At 62.6% G+C, this 18,215-nt stretch carries 22 protein-coding genes; 13 read left to right on the top strand and 9 right to left on the bottom strand.

All coding sequences use genetic code 11. The annotated features are described in order from the left end of the window. Window positions 1-65: 65 nt before the first annotated feature. From H585_RS0103075 to H585_RS0103040, 8 genes are all read right to left on the bottom strand, one after another. Complete coding sequence (locus H585_RS0103075) at window positions 66-1,046, bottom strand: hypothetical protein (protein WP_027366727.1); 981 nt, start codon at window positions 1,044-1,046, stop codon at window positions 66-68. Window positions 1,047-1,085: 39 nt separating this feature from the next. Next, the gene (locus H585_RS0103070) at window positions 1,086-1,538 is read right to left on the bottom strand and encodes a thioredoxin family protein (protein ID WP_027366726.1); all 453 of its coding nucleotides are present in this window, start codon (window positions 1,536-1,538) and stop codon (window positions 1,086-1,088) included. 85 nt (window positions 1,539-1,623) lie between these two features. Continuing rightward, window positions 1,624-2,919, bottom strand: a complete 1,296-nt coding sequence (locus tag H585_RS0103065) for a permease (RefSeq protein WP_027366725.1) — start codon at window positions 2,917-2,919, stop codon at window positions 1,624-1,626. A 166-nt stretch (window positions 2,920-3,085) separates the two neighbouring features. Continuing rightward, entirely contained in the window at window positions 3,086-3,799 is a 714-nt protein-coding gene (locus tag H585_RS0103060; protein ID WP_027366724.1) for a cytochrome c biogenesis CcdA family protein, read from the bottom strand. A gap of 10 nt (window positions 3,800-3,809) precedes the next feature. Beyond that, a complete protein-coding gene (locus tag H585_RS0103055; protein WP_034627035.1) occupies window positions 3,810-4,175 on the bottom strand; it encodes a thioredoxin family protein in 366 nt (121 codons plus the stop codon). Between the two features lie 52 nt (window positions 4,176-4,227). Continuing rightward, on the bottom strand, window positions 4,228-4,641 hold the full coding sequence (locus tag H585_RS20740; RefSeq protein ID WP_034627032.1) for a putative zinc-binding protein: 414 nt from the start codon (window positions 4,639-4,641) through the stop codon (window positions 4,228-4,230). Between the two features lie 27 nt (window positions 4,642-4,668). Continuing rightward, window positions 4,669-4,902 carry a thioredoxin family protein gene (locus H585_RS0103045; RefSeq protein WP_027366722.1) on the bottom strand — a complete coding sequence of 78 codons (234 nt, stop codon included), beginning with the start codon at window positions 4,900-4,902 and terminating at the stop codon, window positions 4,669-4,671. A 94-nt stretch (window positions 4,903-4,996) separates the two neighbouring features. Next, complete coding sequence (locus tag H585_RS0103040) at window positions 4,997-5,335, bottom strand: ArsR/SmtB family transcription factor (protein ID WP_014260225.1); 339 nt, start codon at window positions 5,333-5,335, stop codon at window positions 4,997-4,999. Between the two features lie 312 nt (window positions 5,336-5,647). On the opposite strand from H585_RS0103040, the gene rsgA reads away from it, so the two are divergent. From rsgA to proC, 13 genes are all read left to right on the top strand, one after another. Next, window positions 5,648-6,730: a ribosome small subunit-dependent GTPase A gene (gene rsgA, locus H585_RS0103035; protein ID WP_027366721.1), complete on the top strand. Its 1,083-nt coding sequence runs from the start codon at window positions 5,648-5,650 to the stop codon at window positions 6,728-6,730. 266 nt (window positions 6,731-6,996) lie between these two features. Continuing rightward, complete coding sequence (locus H585_RS0103030) at window positions 6,997-7,383, top strand: hypothetical protein (protein WP_014260223.1); 387 nt, start codon at window positions 6,997-6,999, stop codon at window positions 7,381-7,383. Window positions 7,384-7,415: 32 nt separating this feature from the next. Continuing rightward, on the top strand, window positions 7,416-7,574 hold the full coding sequence (locus tag H585_RS23445; RefSeq protein ID WP_169432896.1) for a hypothetical protein: 159 nt from the start codon (window positions 7,416-7,418) through the stop codon (window positions 7,572-7,574). Beyond that, window positions 7,571-8,419, top strand: coding sequence for a 50S ribosomal protein L11 methyltransferase (locus H585_RS0103020; protein ID WP_027366720.1), 849 nt, complete (start codon window positions 7,571-7,573; stop codon window positions 8,417-8,419). Before H585_RS23445 ends, H585_RS0103020 begins: the two co-directional genes overlap by 4 nt. Before the next feature lie 18 nt (window positions 8,420-8,437). Beyond that, complete coding sequence (locus H585_RS0103015) at window positions 8,438-9,121, top strand: endonuclease III domain-containing protein (RefSeq protein ID WP_027366719.1); 684 nt, start codon at window positions 8,438-8,440, stop codon at window positions 9,119-9,121. A gap of 101 nt (window positions 9,122-9,222) precedes the next feature. Then, complete coding sequence (locus H585_RS0103010; RefSeq protein WP_081678581.1) at window positions 9,223-10,308, top strand: murein hydrolase activator EnvC family protein; 1,086 nt, start codon at window positions 9,223-9,225, stop codon at window positions 10,306-10,308. 92 nt (window positions 10,309-10,400) lie between these two features. Further along, entirely contained in the window at window positions 10,401-11,684 is a 1,284-nt protein-coding gene (locus tag H585_RS0103005) for a S41 family peptidase (RefSeq protein ID WP_027366717.1), read from the top strand. A gap of 17 nt (window positions 11,685-11,701) precedes the next feature. Continuing rightward, on the top strand, window positions 11,702-13,219 hold the full coding sequence (locus H585_RS0103000) for a divergent polysaccharide deacetylase family protein (protein WP_027366716.1): 1,518 nt from the start codon (window positions 11,702-11,704) through the stop codon (window positions 13,217-13,219). Between the two features lie 161 nt (window positions 13,220-13,380). After that, window positions 13,381-14,349 carry an ABC transporter substrate-binding protein gene (locus tag H585_RS0102995; protein ID WP_027366715.1) on the top strand — a complete coding sequence of 323 codons (969 nt, stop codon included), beginning with the start codon at window positions 13,381-13,383 and terminating at the stop codon, window positions 14,347-14,349. Between the two features lie 76 nt (window positions 14,350-14,425). Beyond that, window positions 14,426-15,334: an ABC transporter permease gene (locus H585_RS0102990; protein WP_027366714.1), complete on the top strand. Its 909-nt coding sequence runs from the start codon at window positions 14,426-14,428 to the stop codon at window positions 15,332-15,334. A 44-nt stretch (window positions 15,335-15,378) separates the two neighbouring features. Next, window positions 15,379-16,173 (top strand): ATP-binding cassette domain-containing protein, encoded by a 795-nt coding sequence (locus H585_RS0102985; protein ID WP_027366713.1) that lies wholly within the window; start codon window positions 15,379-15,381, stop codon window positions 16,171-16,173. A gap of 66 nt (window positions 16,174-16,239) precedes the next feature. Then, window positions 16,240-16,659 (top strand): nucleoside-diphosphate kinase, encoded by a 420-nt coding sequence (gene ndk / locus H585_RS0102980; protein WP_005987599.1) that lies wholly within the window; start codon window positions 16,240-16,242, stop codon window positions 16,657-16,659. Window positions 16,660-16,662: 3 nt separating this feature from the next. After that, entirely contained in the window at window positions 16,663-17,463 is an 801-nt protein-coding gene (gene proC, locus H585_RS0102975; RefSeq protein ID WP_027366712.1) for a pyrroline-5-carboxylate reductase, read from the top strand. A 270-nt stretch (window positions 17,464-17,733) separates the two neighbouring features. Here the strand turns inward: proC and H585_RS0102970 are convergent, their stop codons facing one another. Next, window positions 17,734-18,138 carry a Ros/MucR family transcriptional regulator gene (locus tag H585_RS0102970; RefSeq protein WP_027366711.1) on the bottom strand — a complete coding sequence of 135 codons (405 nt, stop codon included), beginning with the start codon at window positions 18,136-18,138 and terminating at the stop codon, window positions 17,734-17,736. Window positions 18,139-18,215 lie beyond the last annotated feature (77 nt).

The raw sequence follows: 18,215 nt of genomic DNA, 5'->3' as shown, positions 1-18,215 counted from the left end.
GCCTATTCCCTATGCTGGTCAGACGAGTCTGGGGCTTGCGCTGCCGGCAAAATGATGTGCGGCTTTTACTGCGGGCTGCTCTGGCGTGAATTGCGGCTATACAGCTGCGCATTGCGCGCGGCCTCGTCGGCGCAGGAGCTTTCCCGCGCATAGCCGCAGCCTTCGTCGGCCGGTGCAAGGCCGGGGGCCGCGCCGATATCGCTTGCCACGGCGGGAGTAGGAGCTTGCCGTGCCGATGCCGACTGCAGAAGCGCGGGCGAGGAGGTCAAGACATAGGGTATGCTGCGAGCGCCAGCCCTGGCCAGGAAGACTTTGTTTCGAAAGGATACGGCCTGCAACTGCAGGGACTCGCCCAAGGACAGGCCCTCCCCTGCGGAAAACAGGGCATCCACGGCCATGGGCAGCGAGCCTGACTCGGCAACCACCCGGCGGAAGCGGTGAATGGCCTCCAGGTCGCCGGATTCGTTGGCGACGGGATAAAGAGCCAAGTCTTTATGCAAATCCGACTTGCCGGCAAGCTCCTGCAACTCCATCTGGCATACGAAGCAACTGGGTGAGAAGAAAACCTTAACGGCTGCCGTCGGATTGCCGAAGGCCGGTACCGGAGTAAGTTGATCACGCGCGACGCCGGCAAGGGCCGCCGCGAAGATCACGACCCACACAACAGCCGTCCTGGCCAGCAGGGTCGATCCGGGCAGCAGCATGAGCACAGTGATTCCGAGCAAAGCAGCGACGACAAGGCAACTCAGGCATGGCGCCGTGACCGCCTGCACGGCCAACAGGAACGCATCCACGACAAGCCCGGCCGCGAGCAGCAGCATGACGGATGCCGATAACTCCCTGCGCCGCCTTTGAAGCAGGAGGAGCAGAGACATGCCGAAGAAAAAGGCCGCGCCTATCCAGTACAGATCCAGCCCTAAAATCGCTGCGCCCTTGAACAGCGCGCAGCCTTCCGTGGCGCAGACCGCGTCGGCCAGGCCTAAAGCAGCAAGGATGCAGAATGCGGTCCCGGCCAGGGAAAAGAGAATCGCGGCTGCGCGTCTCATCGTGGCTCCTGTTTGCATGACGGCCATAGGCCGGGCAAGTTAGCTTACGCCAAGTTCCTTGAGCACTGCCGTGATGCTTCCCTTGTCCATGAAACCCTCATGACGCATGATCTCCCGCCCCTTGGCGTCGAAGAAGATCTGCGTGGGAATGGCACGGATGCCGAAGCGGTCAGCTTGATTACGGTGGATGCTGACATCGACGAAGGCAATCGCCGCTCGGCCCTCGTACTCCTTCTCAAGTTCGGCCAGGATCGGCTCCATCATCTTGCAGGGAATGCAGCTCTTGGCGCCGAGATCCACCATGGTCACCATGCCGAGTACAGGCAACGTTGCGGGAGAAGCTGCCCCGGACAGAGTGTTCGAGCCGGATTGCGCTGCAGGAGCAGGCTCCTGCAGCACGCTCTCCTCGTCCACGCGAGGCCTGTTGCTCAGCACCAGGGCCACGACGACCGCGGCGATAACCACGCCAAGATACATATAACTTCTTTTCACCTGGTTCTCCTTTGGGGCATGGCTCGGCTTGTCCATGAATTCGTGGACAAGCCGAGCCAGGTAAGCCGAAAAATGCCTCTAACCCCTATCCGAAGAAATGCCCATAGATAACGCCACTCAGCGTGGCCATTACAATGACAAGGCTCACGAAAACGACCGTCTTCTGGGTTCCCATGACGCTTCTGATGACCAGCATGTTGGGCAGGCTCAAGGCCGGGCCCGCCAGCAGTAGCGCCAGGGCCGGACCCTTGCCCATGCCGCTGCCGATGAGGCCCTGCAGGATGGGCACCTCGGTCAAGGTGGCGAAGTACATGAACGCACCGGCAAAGGAGGCCATGAAGTTGGCAGCCAGCGAGTTGCCGCCGACAGCCCGGCTGACCCACTCGGAGGGAATCAGCCCTTCGCTTCCGGGGCGGCCGAGCAGCAGGCCGGCTACGAGCACGCCAAAGAGCAGCAGCGGCATGATCTGCTTGGCGAAGGTCCAGCTTGCGCGGAACCACTCGCCTGTTTCGTCCTCGCGCACGCTGGTTACGGCGGACAGGGCAATGACGCCGGCCACGAAGGCTAGCTGCGGCATGGAGGGAAAGAGCAGAGCCAGGGCCAGCACCGGCAGGGCCATGACCAGTACACGCCCCCAGCCCAGGCGGAACCACTTGGCCAGGGTGAAGCCCAGCAGCGCTGCGAACAGGCCGGTGATAAGCCACTTGGAGGAATATATGGCATGCCATAACCCCGTGGACTCTTCCGGACGACCCCAGTTGGCAAAGACCAGCACGCCGACCATGGCCGCGAAGTAGATCGCGTTCTGCCACAGCGGACGCGCTACTTCAGCTTCAAGGCTGGCCATCTCGGCCTTTTCCGCTTCTTCGCGGCGGTAGATGAAGTGCATGGCCAGGCCGATGACCACGCTGAAGACGATGGCTCCAATGGCGCGCGCAATGCCGAGTTCCGGCCCGAGCACCTTTGCCGTAAGGATGATCGCCAGCACGTTGATGGCCGGTCCCGAATAAAGAAAGGCCGTGGCGGGGCCAAGCCCCGCGCCCATGCGGTAGATGCCGGCGAAGAGCGGCAGGATGGTGCACGAGCACACGGCCAGGATGGTCCCGGAGCAGGAAGCCACGCCATAGGCACAGATCTTGTTGGCCTTGGGTCCCAGGTATTTCATGACCGAGGCCTGGCTGACGAACACGCCGATGGCCCCGGCGATGAGGAAGGCTGGGATCAGGCACAGCAGCACGTGTTCCTGGGCGTACCACTTGGCCAGATGCAGGGCCTCCATGATCGCGTTATCGAAGCGCGCCCAGCCCACGGGGAGGTAGAAGATGGCAAGAAATACTCCGACCATGACCACAAGGGGCTTCCATTGGTCTTTCCAAAACATAACGGAACCTCATTAAGTTGATACGCAAGAGAGATGGACTGATCGGATGCTGCTACGAATCCTGCCCATAGGCTGTCAGGTCCTTCTGGACGATGCGGCACCAAGGCTTATTCCCTCAGTACGAGTGGCATGCGGAATATCCTGGCGCGGAGCATGCGGCCATGCGCTAGAAGATTGCCTTGTCCAGGAACGGCAGTACGATGAAGTAGACGCCCAGCAAAGCGATGAGCGTGCCGGCCGCGCGCTTGAACCACAGGCCGCCGCGCGCCATGGAGTTGCTTTCAAGCAGCCTTCGCACGAGCGCGGTGGAGCTTCCGGCCACCACAATGGGGATGCAGTGGCCGATGCCGAACAGGACGATGAGCAGGATGCCTGTCGCGAGCTGCTGCTGGATGGTGATGATGGCCAGAATGGGCGCAATGAAACCGAAGGTGCACGAGCCCGAAAGCACGCCGTAGGCCAATCCGAGCACCAGCGCGCCAGTCAGGCCTTTGACCTTCAGCTTGCCCATGATCCCACCGGCCATGGAGCAGCTGGATACGCCTAGCATGTCCAGGGCCACCCAGATGAGCACAGCGCCCACGAGGATGGTCCACCACGGCCCGATATCGCCGAGCATGCGCCCTAGCAGGGCGCAGAGGATGCCGACCAGGGCAATGGTCATGAACAGTCCAAGCGAGAAGATACCGGCATAGAGTGCGGCGCGGCGACCATGCACGGGCTCGTTCTGACCGCCCACATAGCCCACGATGAGCGGGATGGAAGCCAAATGGCAGGGGCTGAAGAGCACGCTGACCATGCCCCACAGAAAACTGCCCGCCAGGGCCAGGCCCGTGCCGCTGGTCATCCACTGGTTGATGGTCAGGAAGAACTGGTCCACGCGCCGTCTCCTATTTTACGCCCAGCTTGGCAAGCTCGGCCTCAATGCTCTGCTTGTCCATGAAGCCAGTGTGACGCATCACCTCGTTGCCGCTCTTGTCGAAGAAAATCTGCGTTGGGATGGCGCGCAGACCGAAACGCTCTACCTGCTCATGGTGCTTGTAGACGTCGATGAACACGATGGCCGCACGGCCCTCGTACTCCTTCTCAAGCTCGGCCAGGATGGGCTCCATCATTTTGCAGGGAATGCAGCTCTTGGCGCCCAGATCCACCATGGTGACCATGCCCGGCACGGGCACCTGCGGCACTTCCTCGGCGAAGGCTGGATGGCTCGCCATGATCAGACTCCCCAGCAGCAGGACAAGTCCGAGCGCCATTCGCACCGGCGTGCCCCCCGGCACCAGGTACTTTTTAAAAGAGAACCTCCCGCTACCCACAGCAACTGCACCCTGCGCCGCGAACAGCCATCTTGTTCCTGGCAAAGCCCATCTTGACCTCCTGCACGAGACGCTGCACCTCGGCCTCGTCCAGACGCAAAGTCTTGTTCTTCTGCATGCCCATGGCCGTCAGCTCGAAGGCGTTCTTCGGCGCGACGCCGATGTTCTCCAGAGTCTTTCTGGCGCAGCCCACGGGGCAGCCGTCGAGCACGATGATGTCTTCGGCAGCCTTAGCCGACTTGACGAAGCTCTCGATGCCGCCGCCGATGCCAGCCAGGCAGAACAGCTTGCCGTACTCGGACTCGGTCAGCTCCACTGCGATACGGTTACTCATCTGCCCCACATTGGACGCCCCGGCGCAGGCCAGGATCAAAGGCACATTCGCACGCGAACAACAGTCACTCATGGCTGCTTCTCCTTTTCCTGGGGCTTACTAGCCTTTGATCCAGGCGATGACGTCCTTCTTGGAGGGCACCTTGCCCATGGCCTTGACCTTGCCGTCCACGATGACCGCCGGCGTGCTGAACACGCCGTGCTTCATGATCTCCTGCAGGTCGCTGACCTTCTCGACATCGGCGGCCACGCCAGACTCCGCAACGGCCTCCCTGACGATCTTCTCGGTTTCCTTGCACTTGGGGCAACCGGGGCCCAGGACCTTGATAATCATATGCATCTCCTTTTCAGCTGTTGCAATCAGATGGCTATGCCTGCATCGTTTCACTGTGCCTGTTTGGCAAAGTAGGAAAATTTAGGCCGCGAGATTACCGCTGCATGGAAGGGATTGTCGGCTCGACACCCAGCGCCCTGGCCTGCTCTTCGGCTTGTTTTGCGTGGAAACGGTCCACGCAGCCCAGAAAGCCGCGCACGCACTCCATGCGTAGCGAGTAGTAAACATTGGTGCCGCGTTTCTCGTCCTGCACGACGCCGGCGTCCTTGAGCACGGAGAGGTGCTTGGAGACCGTGGACATGTCCGCCCCCACGAGTTCACGCAACTCGCACACGCACCGTTCGCCCTGAAGCAGGGCATCCACCAGGATTATTCTGCTGCGGTGGCCTAAGGCTTTGAATACCTTGGAACGAAGTTCGTTTTTATGTGACATTCATTCTCCAAATTTCTTATTTGGCTAAATAGCCAAACAAGAAAGAATCGTCAAGAGGCATTGCCGACCTTCCATTGACCTTCACGAACCACCGGAATATGAACTTGGAAAATTGGAGGATTGTAGATGATTGCCGTCATTGCGCATCCGACCCCGCTGGTGTCCGGACAGAGCGCAACCGCCCTGGCCAAGTAGGCCGGGCTCGCCTCATCAAGGCTTCGCCGCTTCCCGGATGCCGGCCCGTCAGGACCGGCGCGTTTTGTCGCGCCTGACATCGGAACGACGACACCGGATGGCATCCGGAGGCAAGCAATGCACGACCTCATTTCCCTTGGCTGGAACCAAGTCTTTGAAAGCCTTTTCCTCTCCCTGAACGATCCCACGCTCGCCCCCGCGCGGGTGGCCGCCGTGGACCGCGGCCGCTGGACGCTGCTTGGTCCCGACCTTGCGGTCTCCGCCACGCTGAGCGGACGCCTCTCCAACCAGACACTTAACGCCGAGGACCTGCCCGTGGTGGGCGATTGGGTCGCCGCGCGCGTGGAGGGTGGCTCGGCCATGATCGAGCATGTCCTGCCCCGGCGCACTTCGCTCATGCGCAAGGCCGCTGGACGCGCCCAGCGCGCCCAGCCCCTCTGCGCCAACATTGACCTCGTGATCGTAGCTTCGGCCCTGGACGCCAAGGTCAGTCCCAACCGGGTGGAGCGCACCCTGGCCGTGGTTTGGGATGGCGGGGCCGTGCCGCTCGTGGTCCTGACCAAGGCTGACCTGGCCCCGGACGCCGAGGAGATCGCCGACGAACTGCGCGCACGGCTGCTAGGCGTCGATGTCCTGGCGACCAGCTCCCGCGCCGAAGACGGCCTGGACGCGCTACGGCCATATCTGCAACCCGGCAGGACCGTGGTGCTCCTCGGCGCATCCGGCGCGGGCAAATCCTCTCTGGTCAACCGCATCCTCGGTCAGGAACACCAGGCTACGGGCGAGGTTCGCGCGGATGATGCCAGGGGCCGCCACGTGACCACGCGCCGCGAGCTGTTTGTCGCGCCCTCGGGAGCCATCGTCGTGGATACGCCCGGCCTGCGCGAACTGGGATTGTGGGAAGCCGAGGGCGGCCTGGACGCCGTGTTCGCGGACATCGCCGCCCTGGCTCTGAAGTGCCGTTTCAGGGATTGCAGCCATAGCGACGAGCCGGGCTGCGCCGTGGTCCGGGCCGTAGGACAGGGACAGATTGCCCCCGATCGTCTTGAGCATTATCTGCGCCTGCGCGCGGAGCTGGCCAGCAGCCGTGAGCGCCTGGAAGCGAGAAGCCCCGGACACGACGACAAACGCTGGAAGACCGTGAGCAAATCCCTTCGTCAACGCGACAAACTGCACAATAAGCTGGGCCTGAAGCACTAAACGACCGGGCCGGATCGGTCATGTGCGGCGCTACCTACCAACAGATGTATTAAAGTGGGGGCGACGACCGATCCGGCCCTGAAATCCGACCTATCAAGGGAGCATATACCACCGATATGGGCCGTCTTGTTCGTCTTTGATAAGCCATCGAGGAAATTCCCGACCTCGATCGACTCATGTGCTATCCAAATCGGTTACATGCCGTGCTCGCGACATTCGCGACAGCCGCCTCTTGATACTCAGACCGGGCCGGGCTACGGTAGGCCATGGACCATGTTGATGATCCCTTGGCACAACAGCCAGCCGAGATGGCCACGCCGCCCGAGACGTTGGCCCTGCCCGCGACTCCCCCGACTTACGCCGTGGAGCCGACCGGCGAAGTGCCGCCGCTGCCCTTGGACTGGCAAGCCCCGTGGGGCTCCGGTTCCAAGGACAAGCTGCCGCGCTCAGGACCGAAGCACTTGTCCGGCGTGACCCTGGCCGATGTGCTCAAGTCGCCGCTGCAGGAGTTGCTGGGCATGCTGGACAACGCCGCAGCCAAGCCCGTGCAACCCCAGGCCGGGCAAACCATGCTCGAATGGGTACAGCTCGGCCTGCCAGCTTTTCCAATCCCCGAGGATGTCCGGGGTTCGTTCATGGACCAAGTTATTTGACCTTGAGCTGAAAACACCACCGGAGAACCGTTATGAAGAAGTGCGACTGCGGCTGCGCGTCCGGCTGCAGACTGGATATGGAACATCCCAAGGGCCAAGAGGCCATGCAGGACTTCCGGCGCAAGCATCCCATATGCAAGCCCGAGGAGTGCGCCACGCAAACGCCCGTAAAGGACAAGGAGTACAAGTGAGGACGCTGCCCGGTTTGAGCTTCAGCCTGCCCGCATCCGAGTACGAGGCGGTCTGCGCCTTCCTGGCCCAGGCCACTCCCCAGGGTTGGGAAGAAGACGAGATCGACGGGAACGTGCGCTTCCGGGTCTTTTTCGAGGAGCCCGCCCTGGCCATGGCCGCGGCCGAACAAGTTGTGCTCCAGTGGCCCGAGGCGCGCATCGAATCACTGGAAGTCGAGGAGCGCGATTGGAGTGAGGCCTGGCGGCAATATTTCACGCCCGTGGACGCCGGCCGGTTCCTGGTCCTGCCGCCCTGGATGCGCGACAAGGCTCCCGAGGGCCGCACTCCTATCTACATCGAGCCCAAGATGGCCTTCGGCACCGGCCATCATGCCACCACGGCCCTGTGCCTGGAGGCCATCTCCGAGCTGGGCGATGCCGGCCATATCCGCGCGGACCAACGCTTCCTGGATCTGGGCACGGGATCGGGCATCCTGGGCATCGCCCTGTGCACGCTCGGCCTCACGGGCCTGGGCGTGGACATCGACCCGCAGGCCATCACCTGCGCGCAGGAGAACGTGAGCCTGAACGACTGCGACAAGCTGGAACTGTCCGTGGGCACCGTGGACGCGGCGCGCGGCCCTTTCCAGATCGTCGTGGCCAATATTCTCTCCGGTCCCCTGGAGCGCATGGCTTCCGACCTTGCGGGCCTGCTGGCCCCTGGCGGCCGGCTGATCCTTTCGGGCATTCTGGATACCCAGGCCGAGGCAGTGCGCCGGGCCTACACGGCTCAGGACCTGCCCGAGCCCGAGTTGCGCAGCCGTGGCGAGTGGGTCTGCCTGCGCTTCGCCAAGCCCGCCAACTGAACTTCAAGGCAAATTGCCATGTCACGCGCGAACCGGTTCATGGACATGTACCAGGCCATGCTGGCGGCTCTTGGCCCCAGCGGGTGGTGGCCGGGCGAAACCTCCTTCGAGGTTGCCGTGGGCGCGGTGCTGACCCAGAACACAAGCTGGGCTAACGTGGAAAAGGCCATGGCCACCCTGCGCGCGCACGATCTGCTGACCCCGGCGGCCATGCTGGACATCTCCGAGGCTGCGCTGGCCGAGGCCATACGCCCTGCCGGCTACTACCGGATCAAGGCCGGCCGGCTGGCCAACGTGCTGCGCTTCCTGCGCGCCGAGGCCGAGGAGTTCGGCCATGGCGAAGCCGATCTGCACGATCCCGCGCTGCCCATGCTGCAGGGCCGCAACGCCCGTGAGCTGCGCGAGCGGTTGCTGACCGTGCGCGGCATCGGTCCGGAAACGGCCGACAGCATCCTGCTCTACGCCCTGGGGCTGCCAATGTTCGTGGTGGACGCCTACACGGCGCGCATAGCCCTGCGCCACGGCCTGGCTTTCGAGGACGCCGGCTACCACGAATTGCAGGAAATCTTTACCGACGCGCTGCCTGAAGATGCGGCGCTGTTCAACGAGTACCATGCCCTGCTCGTACGCGTGGGCCATGAATGGTGTCGCAAAAAGGAGCCTAGGTGTCGGGACTGCCCCCTGGCGATCTTTCTGGATTAGCCTGGCGCGCTCCGGCGTTGCTTGGATCAGCGAGGCTGCACGCGGCCTGGTCATGGTCAGCCCGACCTTGTTCGTGGCCCGTGCTCTTGCTTGCGCTTTTAATGATCCTGAGCTGCCTGCTGGCTTCCACTCACGCTCCCGCGGCCGAGTCGCGCAAGGCCGAAGAAATTCGCCGCGAGCTGGAGCGCATCCAGATCCGCGCCCGTGAAAAACGCGGGGCCGTGCGCGAGTTGACCAAACGCGAGCGCGAGTTGTTTTCCAATCTCGCCGAGCTGGAAACCAGGGTCAACACGCTGGAGCTGGATGTCTATCGTCAGGAACGTCAGATGGAGCGCACGGAGCGCAAGAAGAGTTTGCTGCTGGCGCGCCAGGTGACCTTGCAAGCCGGCAGGGAACGCTCCGAAGCCGAGCTGCGCGAGATCCTCAAGGTGCTCTGGCCCATCCACATGAGCGGCGCGCGCGACCATTGGCAGGGATTGACGGAATGGCAAGAGGCCGACAGGCACTTCACTTGGCTGGCGGCCATCTACAAGCGCGCTGAACAGGTCATGGCCGACATCCTGAATCAAAGCCGGGCCATCGAGGACACGTTGGCTTCCGAGATCGCCCTTACGCGCGAACTGCAGGAAGGCATGGCGAGTCTCAACAGCGCCAAGGACGAGCTGCTTACCAAAAAGCTCACCTTGCTCAAATCCATCCAGGAGGTCCGCGCCGAGCAGGTGGACGAGCAGGAGGAGCTTCGGCGCATTCTGGCCACGGTCGAGGATCTCAACTACACGCTCAAGACCCTGGACAAATCCCCCATACGCGATTTCAAGGGCAACTTGCCCTGGCCCTGCAAGGGCAAACTGGTGCAGGCCTTCGACCCGCGAGCCGATTCACCCAGCCGCGGCATAGGACTGGCGGTGCCGCACGAAGTCGACATCAACGCCGTGTCCTGGGGCAGGGTGGTGCATAACGACCGCTTGCGCGGCTTCGGCCATGTGGTTATCGTACTTCATGATCAGGAATACTATAGCCTGTACGCCTACCTTGCGAATAGCCGCGTGAAGGTGGGACAGGAGGTGGAGCGCGGACAAGCCCTGGGCACTGCCGGCTATTATCCCCTCGCCAAAGGCAACGGGCTCTATTTCGAATTGCGTTTCGGCCAAAAACCCATTAACCCCCAGGACTGGCTAAGCCGCTAGGCGTCTCGGCATACGGCCGCCCGCGGAACCCGCCAACGACTGATCACATGCCCATCATGCATTCACTGAAGAACGTGCCCTTGGAGGCAATCATGCGCGGTTTACGTCTTTTCGCATGTCTGGCTCTGCTCATGAGCCTTACCATATTCTGCGGCGACACCATGGCCGTGGAGCAATCCGATTACATGCCCTTCAAACGCTTCAGCCAGATCCTGGACCTGGTGGAGCAGCACTATGTGCTGGACATATCCCGCAAGGAGCTCATCGACGACGCCATCAAGGGCATGCTCCAGCAGCTTGATCCGCACTCCGCGTACATGGACTCCGAGGAATTCAAGGAGATGCGCGAGAACACCATGGGCGAGTTTCCGGGCATCGGCGTGGAAATCGGCATGGACAACAGCCGCCTGATTGTCGTCTCGCCCATCGAGGACACGCCCGCCTACAAAGCCGGGCTGCGCTCCGGCGACCTCATCCTGGAAATCGACGGCGTGTCCACCCAGGACATGTCCATGATCGATGCGGTCAAGCGCATCCGCGGCCCCGAAGGTACTCCAGTGGTGCTGACCATCCTGCACGCGGAGTCCCAGGCCCCTGAAAGAGTAACCATTGTCCGCGGCATCATACCGCTGCTGAGCGTCAAAGGACAACTCTTCGATGGCGGCGTGCTCCTGGCGCGCGTGACCCGCTTCCACGAGGACACCACCAACGAGCTGGTCAAGGCCATCAAGGATGCATCCAAGACCGGTCCCATCAAGGGCATCGTCCTGGATCTGCGCAACAATCCGGGCGGTCTGCTGGACCAGGCCGTGAGCCTGTCCGATCTGTTCATCAAGGAAGGCCTGGTGACCTACATCCAGGGCAAGAACAAGGCCGACCGCCGCGACTTCAGCGCCACGAGCAAGTCCTCGGACCTCACCGTGCCCATGGTCGTGCTCATCAACGCCGGTTCGGCATCTGCCTCGGAGATTGTGGCCGGCGCCCTGCAGGACCACCGCCGGGCGCTCATCGTGGGCGAGCAAAGTTTCGGCAAGGGCTCGGTACAGACGGTCATCGGCCCCCTGCCCGACGGCTCGGGCATCAAGCTGACCACGGCACTCTACTACACGCCCAAGGGCCGCTCCATTCAGGCCGAGGGTATCGTTCCGGACCTGATCATCCCCTTCCAGCCGATAACGGACAAGGCTGACGCCCCGGATCGCTTTACTCTCCGCGAGCGCGACTTGTCCCGGCATCTGGCGAACGGCAACGGCTCCAAGGCGCCGAAAACGACGGAGCAGAAGGCCGTGGAGCTTCTGGCCAACGACAATCAACTCAGGATGGCCGTGGAACTGGTCAAGGGTTTGCCTGCCATCAGGCAACTCCAGCACCAGTAGGGCTCGGCGGACGGCGCATGGCTGGCGGGCAGGACGAGCGCGAGCAACCGGACCTCCGGGAGGCATCTTCCGGGGAAGCCCGCCAGGGTCGCACGGTGCGCATCAGCTTCCGTTTGGCCGCGCTCATCTGTCTGGGCCTGCTGGCCGGTTTGGCCTGGGCGCTGACCATCCTCTCGGCTCCGCCCAGGCCGCTCGCATCCGAGCCGGTGCTGGCCTCTCCCGCGTCCGGTTCTCCCCTGGGCCCAGGTTCCGCGTCAGAGTCGGACGGCATGGCCGTCCGGAACGTTCAGGCCCGGCTGTATGAAGAACCGGCTCGCGACGGGCCGGCCGAAGCCGCGCGCATGATCGATCTGGCCATCCTGGAAACGCTCAAGGCGGTGGGTCAGGACCTGTCCAGCGTGAGCATCCTGGAAGTCCGCACCCTGTACTCCGGCCGGGAATCATACCTTCAGCAAACCCTGGCCATTCGCCTGGATGGAGAGCGGGCGCGCTTCCTCGGCGTACTGAACGCCTGGCTTGCCAAAGCCGCGCCTGAAGCGACTCTGAGCGAGGATCACGACCGGCTGAGCATCGAAGTATATGGCCAGCAGACGCACAGCCTTTTGCTGCAAGCCCCGCCTACGACCGACCTGCCTCCCCCGCCCCCTCCACCAGCCTTGCCCGGTGCTAAGGCGCGGCTGGCCATCGTCATCGACGATCTGGGCGAGAGCGTCGAATTCGCCTCCAACCTTTCCAGGCTGGGCATACCGGTGGCCTTCGCCATCTGGCCTTCGGCCAGCAACAGCCAACGCATTGCCGCCCTGGCCCGCAAAGCCCACATGGAAGTGCTCCTGCACCAGCCCATGGAGCCGCGCAGCTACCCCGAGGATGACCCCGGCAAGGGAGCCATGTTCATTTCCATGAACGAGGCAGCCATCCGCGCTGTGATCATGGAGAATCTGGCGCACTTTCCCATGGCCGTGGGACTTAATAACCACATGGGCTCACGCTTCACCGAGGACAGACGGGGCATGAGCGTCGTGATGGATGAGTTGCGCAGTCGTGGGCTCTTCTATCTGGACAGCATGACCTCGGCCAAGAGCGTCGGGACTTCCGTGGGCAAGAAGGCGGGAACTCCGGTGCTGCGTCGCGACGTATTCCTGGACAACGTGGCTGACGTGGACGCCATTTTTTTGCAGTTGCGCAAGGCCGAAAACGTGGCCCTCAAGCACGGCAAGGCCGTGGCCATCGGCCATCCCTATCCCGAGACGCTGCAGGCGCTGCGCACCTGGGTCGCCCAGCGCGACACGCGGGTGGAGGCAGTAACGTTGAGCAGCCTGCTGCATCCTGCCGTACGGCCCACGGCAGCGACAGCCACCGGCAAATCTCGCTCCGGAACAAAGCTTCCGCAGGCCAAGCAGCTAGTGTCCCCCAACGCGAACCCGCAGATCCAGGCAAAAACGCCACCCGCCCAACAGCCCCATACGCCGATCGGTGAACCGCCTTATCTGCCGCCATCCGAGTCGCAACCCATCGAGATTACGCCGCTGCCTTGAAAGGCCCGCCATTTCAGCCTATAGCAAGGCGTGCCTTGACTGCCTGTCGGCAAGCAGGCATGAATGCTGACCTTTGCATTTACCGGCATTGAGCCGGCATGGGCCGGCCCTGCTGACCTTTGCCGCTGGCCACACCCCAACCTAGCACGCGGAGAATGCGCATGAAACGCTTCATCGCACTGACGCTCCTCCCGGTCCTCGGCCTCCTGTCGGCCGCTCCAGCCATGGCCCAAAACCAGGCCAAGCAAACCTACACCGTGTCCGTGACCCAGATCGTCGAGCACCCGTCGCTGGATGCCGTGCGCCAGGGCTTCATGGATGAATTCAAGACCTTGGGCCTTGAGGCCAAGTACAACGTGCACAGCGCCCAGGGCAACATCGCCACGGCCAACCAGATCGCCAGCCAGATGCTCGGCGAGGAGCCCGACGTCGTGCTGGCCATCGCCACCCCCACGGCCCAGGCCGCGGCCCAGAAGATCAAGAATATCCCCATTCTCATCACCGCCGTGACCGACCCGGTAGGCGCTGGGCTGGTCAAGAGCCTGCAAGCTCCGGGCGCAAACATCACTGGCATGACCGACCGCAGCCCCGTGGATCGTCAGCTGGCGCTGATCAAGGAATTCGTGCCTGGCGCCAAGCGCCTTGGCATCATCTATAACGCGGGCGAGGCCAACTCCGTGACCACCTTCGGTCAGGTCAAGGCAGAGGCGGCCAAGCTCGGCTGGACCGTCATGCCCGCCACGGTGGCCAACTCCGCCGGCGTTACCCAGGCCGCCAAGAGCCTGGTGGGCAAGGCCGATGCAATTTACGTCGGCACCGACAACACGGTCATCACAGCCCTCGAAGCCATCATCAAGGTCTGCCAGCAGAATAAGCTGCCGCTGTTCTCGGCTGATAACGACTCGGTCAAGCGCGGCGCAGTCGCGGCGCTGGCCGTGGATTACTACCGCATGGGCAAGCAGACCGCGCATATGGCCAAGCGGATTCTTGTGGACGGAGCCACTCCCGCGACCATGCCCGTTGAAGACTTGCAGGAGCTGGAATTGTACGTGAACATGGGCGCAGCAAAGGCCATGGGCGTCAACGTGCCCCAGGCAGTGCTGACCCGCGCCGACAAGATCATCGAGTAGGCGTCAAGCAAGACGTCGGACTTTCAGGGCGCGGCGCTCGGCCGCGCCCTCTTTTTACCGACGCACCACTTAAAGCATGACCTGGTACGCATTCTACGGCGCTTTGGAACAGGGCTTTGTCTTCGGACTCATGGTGCTCGGGGTCTATCTGACCTTCCGTGTGCTCGAATTTCCGGACCTGACCGTGGACGGCAGCCTGCCCCTTGGCGCAGCCGTGACCTCGGTAGCCATCACCTCGGGCCTGCATCCGGTTCTGGCCCTGGCCTTGGCCGCTGGAGCCGGCTTCCTGGCCGGCGCGGTGACGGGCATCCTGAACACCAAGCTGCGCATTCTGCACCTGTTGGCGTCCATCCTGACCATGATCGCCCTGTATTCCATCAACATCCGCATCATGGGCGGCCGGCCGAACATGGCCTTGCTGGGTCAAGACACGGTCATCGACCCAATCATCGCCCTGGGCATCCCTCCGCACATGGCCTCCTGGCTCCTGTTCGGGGCCATCGCCGTGGCTGCGGCCGGGCTGCTCATGTGGTTCCTGTCCACCGAACTCGGCCAGGCCATGCTGGCCACGGGTGACAACCCGCAGATGGTCACGGCGCTGGGTGTCAACACGCACTCCATGATCATCTTCGGCGTGGGCCTGTCCAACGCAATGGTGGCCGTCAGCGGCGGGCTTGTGGCCCAGAACCAGGGTGCAGCGGACGCGAACATGGGCGTGGGAACCATCGTGGCCGGACTGGCTTCGGTCATCGTGGGCGAGACGCTTCTGGGCGTCGGGCCTGGACGGGTTAAACGGGCTATCGTGGCGGCAATCTTGGGCTCGGTGGTTTACCGCCTGGCCATCGCACTGGCCCTGGGACTCGATATCGGCGGATTCTCCTTCGCCCCCAGCGACCTGAATCTCATCACCGCCCTGCTCGTTGTGCTCGCGCTTACGGCCCCTCAGATCAAGAGCCGCTTCGGCCTGCGCAGGAGGGCCTGCTGATGGTCGCACCCAAGAAGGCGGAAGGCTCGGCCCGAAGCGCGCATATGCTCGTGCTCGAAGGAGTGACCAAGTACTTCCATCGCGGCAGCGTCAATGAAGTCCTTGCGCTCAAGCGCGTCAACCTGCACGTGAACCACGGCGACTTCATCACGCTCATCGGCTCCAACGGAGCGGGTAAGTCCACTCTGCTCACCGCCACAGCCGGCGGTTTCCTGCCCGACGAGGGCCGCATTCTGCTGGCGGGAGAGGACGTGACTGGCTGGCCCGAGCATCGGCGCGCCGCGCATATCGGCCGCGTATTCCAGGATCCGCTCAAAGGCACCTGCGCCAGTGGCACCATCGAGCAAAACCTGGCCCTGGCCGCGAAGCGCGGGAAATCTCGCGGACTGGGACGTGGGGTCAAGTCCCGCGACCGGATATTCTTCCGCGAACTGCTGGCCAAAATCGGCCTGGGCCTCGAAGACCGGCTCACGGATCTCGTGGGCCTGCTCTCAGGTGGCCAACGCCAGGCCCTGACCCTGCTCATGGCCACCATGCAGCGGCCGGACGTGCTCCTGCTGGACGAACACACCGCGGCCCTGGACCCCAAGACAGGTCAGCAGATCATAGAGCTGACCCGGCGCGTTGTGGACGAAGAACGGCTGACAACGCTCATGGTCACGCATAACATGAATCAGGCCCTGGCTCTGGGCAATCGGCTGGTCATGATGCACCAGGGCGAGATCATTCTCGACATCGACGGCGAGGAGAAGCGAAACCTGCGCGTCGAGGATCTGCTGGCTCGCTTCTACGCCCTCAAAGGCGAGGCCTTCTCTTCCGACAAGATGCTCCTTGTATAATCATGCGCTTTTTAGCTTTATCTGATACTGCGTTCACAACTACACCCACCAATTGGAGGAACTAGAATGGCCGAAAGAACCCTTTGTATTATCAAGCCCGATGCCGTGGAGCGCAACCTGACTGGCGCCGTGCTCAAGATGGTTCAGGAGTCCGGGCTCAAGGTCGTGGGCATGAAGATGCTCCAGATGTCCGAGCAGCAGGCCGGAGGCTTCTACGCCGTGCACAAGGCGCGCCCCTTCTTCGAGGATCTGTGCAGGTTCATGTGCTCCGGCCCCATCGTGGTGGCAGTGCTCGAAGCCGACAATGCCGTTAAGCGCTACCGCGACCTCATGGGCGCGACCAACCCGGCGAATGCCGCCGAGGGCACCATCCGCAAGGCCTACGCCCAGAATATCGAGCGTAACTCGGTGCACGGCTCCGACTCGCTGGAGAACGCAGCCATCGAGATCGCCTACTTCTTCAGCAATCTCGAACTGGTGGGCTAGTCTATGAGCCCGGTCATCGGCTTTGTTGGCACCGGCAACATGGGCACGGCCATCATCCGTGGCCTGACCGGGCGTGGCAGTCTTGAATTCTGCGGGACGGATCTGAACAGGGACAAGCTCGCTGAACTCAAGCGCGATTGCGGGCTCGAGCCTTTGGCGACCCCCAACGATGTGGCTCAACGCTCGGACTACGTCGTGCTCGCCGTCAAACCGCAGCACCTGCGTCCAGTGCTGCAGGACATGTCCGGCCATCTCACGGAAGCCAAGTGTCTGGTGTCCATCGCGGCCGGCATACCCGTAGCGCGGCTGCGCGAATGGAGCGGCAATGCTTGTCCCGTGGTGCGCGTCATGCCCAATACGCCGGCCTTGGTGGGCGCGGGCGTGAGCGCGATATGCCTGGACGATCCTCGCTTGAGTGAGGCGCAGAAGCGTCAGGTGCAGGATCTGTTCACAGCCGTGGGCGCGGTGCATGTCCTGCCCGAGACATTGTTCGACGCATTCACGGCCGTGGTCGGCTCGGGTCCGGCCTATGTTTTCTATTTCATGGAGGCTCTGGTTGAATCGGCCGTGTACCTGGGCCTGCCCAGAACGCAGGCCACGGACATGGTGCTCGGCCTGCTGACCGGCTCTGGCAAGCTGGCCGCCGAGAGCGGCGAACATCTTTCGGTGCTGCGCGAGATGGTCACCTCGCCCGCGGGCACGACCATCCGGGCTCTGGTCCACATGGACCGCCAGGCCGTGCGCGCGGCGATCATCGACGCCGTGGAGGCCAGCTATAAACGCAGCATTGAACTCGGCAAATAGCGCAACAGCATGGCCGCGGATCTTACGAAAAGCCCCCGAAGCTTGTGCTTCGGGGGCTTTTTCATGCATTGCGGCAGAGAGCGCCCTTGGCAATCAGCCGATAAACAAGCCTGAAGCCAGGGACACGCCGCCCTAGAGGGCCGTCATAGAGCAGATTGCTTTTAAGACGCCCGCTCCGGCGTTGACGGCGCAAGTGAATTGCGCCTACGCCTACGCGGTGGCAAGCCATGCCGACGCATGGCTTGCAGAGCATTTTCAAAAGCAAATGCTCTAGCTGTCCTTGCCTTTGCCCGTGCCAGTGCGTTTCTCCCACAGGCGCATATCCTTCATCTTCTTGCGGCGCTCGCGCTGCAGGGATTTGCAGACCAGGGGCATCTTCTTGGGATAGTCCCACTTCTCTCTGTACTGGTCGGGCGTGAGACCATGAGTGGACAGATGCTTCTTGGTCAGGATCTTGAAAGACTTGCCGCAATCGAGGCAGACGATCGTCTTTTCCTTGACTGCTTTTTTGGGATCCTCGGCCGGATTGAAGGATTCGCCGCCTTCGCTGGCTCCGATGGCTTGAATGCCTCCAGCCAACGACTTGACCATGGAGATGATCTCCTCCTCGGTCATATTGCGCACGCTCGCCTGTGCTTTGACGATCTCCAAGGCTTCCTTGAGAAAGTCGTCCATTGTGCTCGCTCCTTATCGTTCGCAGGGTCTGTATGTCGATGGACGCTCGCGGAAACTGCCTAGCGTCCTTTGGGGCA

The organism is Desulfocurvibacter africanus subsp. africanus DSM 2603 (assembly GCF_000422545.1).
In the GTDB taxonomy this organism is placed as follows: Bacteria; Desulfobacterota; Desulfovibrionia; order Desulfovibrionales; family Desulfovibrionaceae; genus Desulfocurvibacter; species Desulfocurvibacter africanus.
Note: the sequence above shows the minus strand (reverse complement) of the source record. Positions and strands in the feature narration are given on the sequence as shown.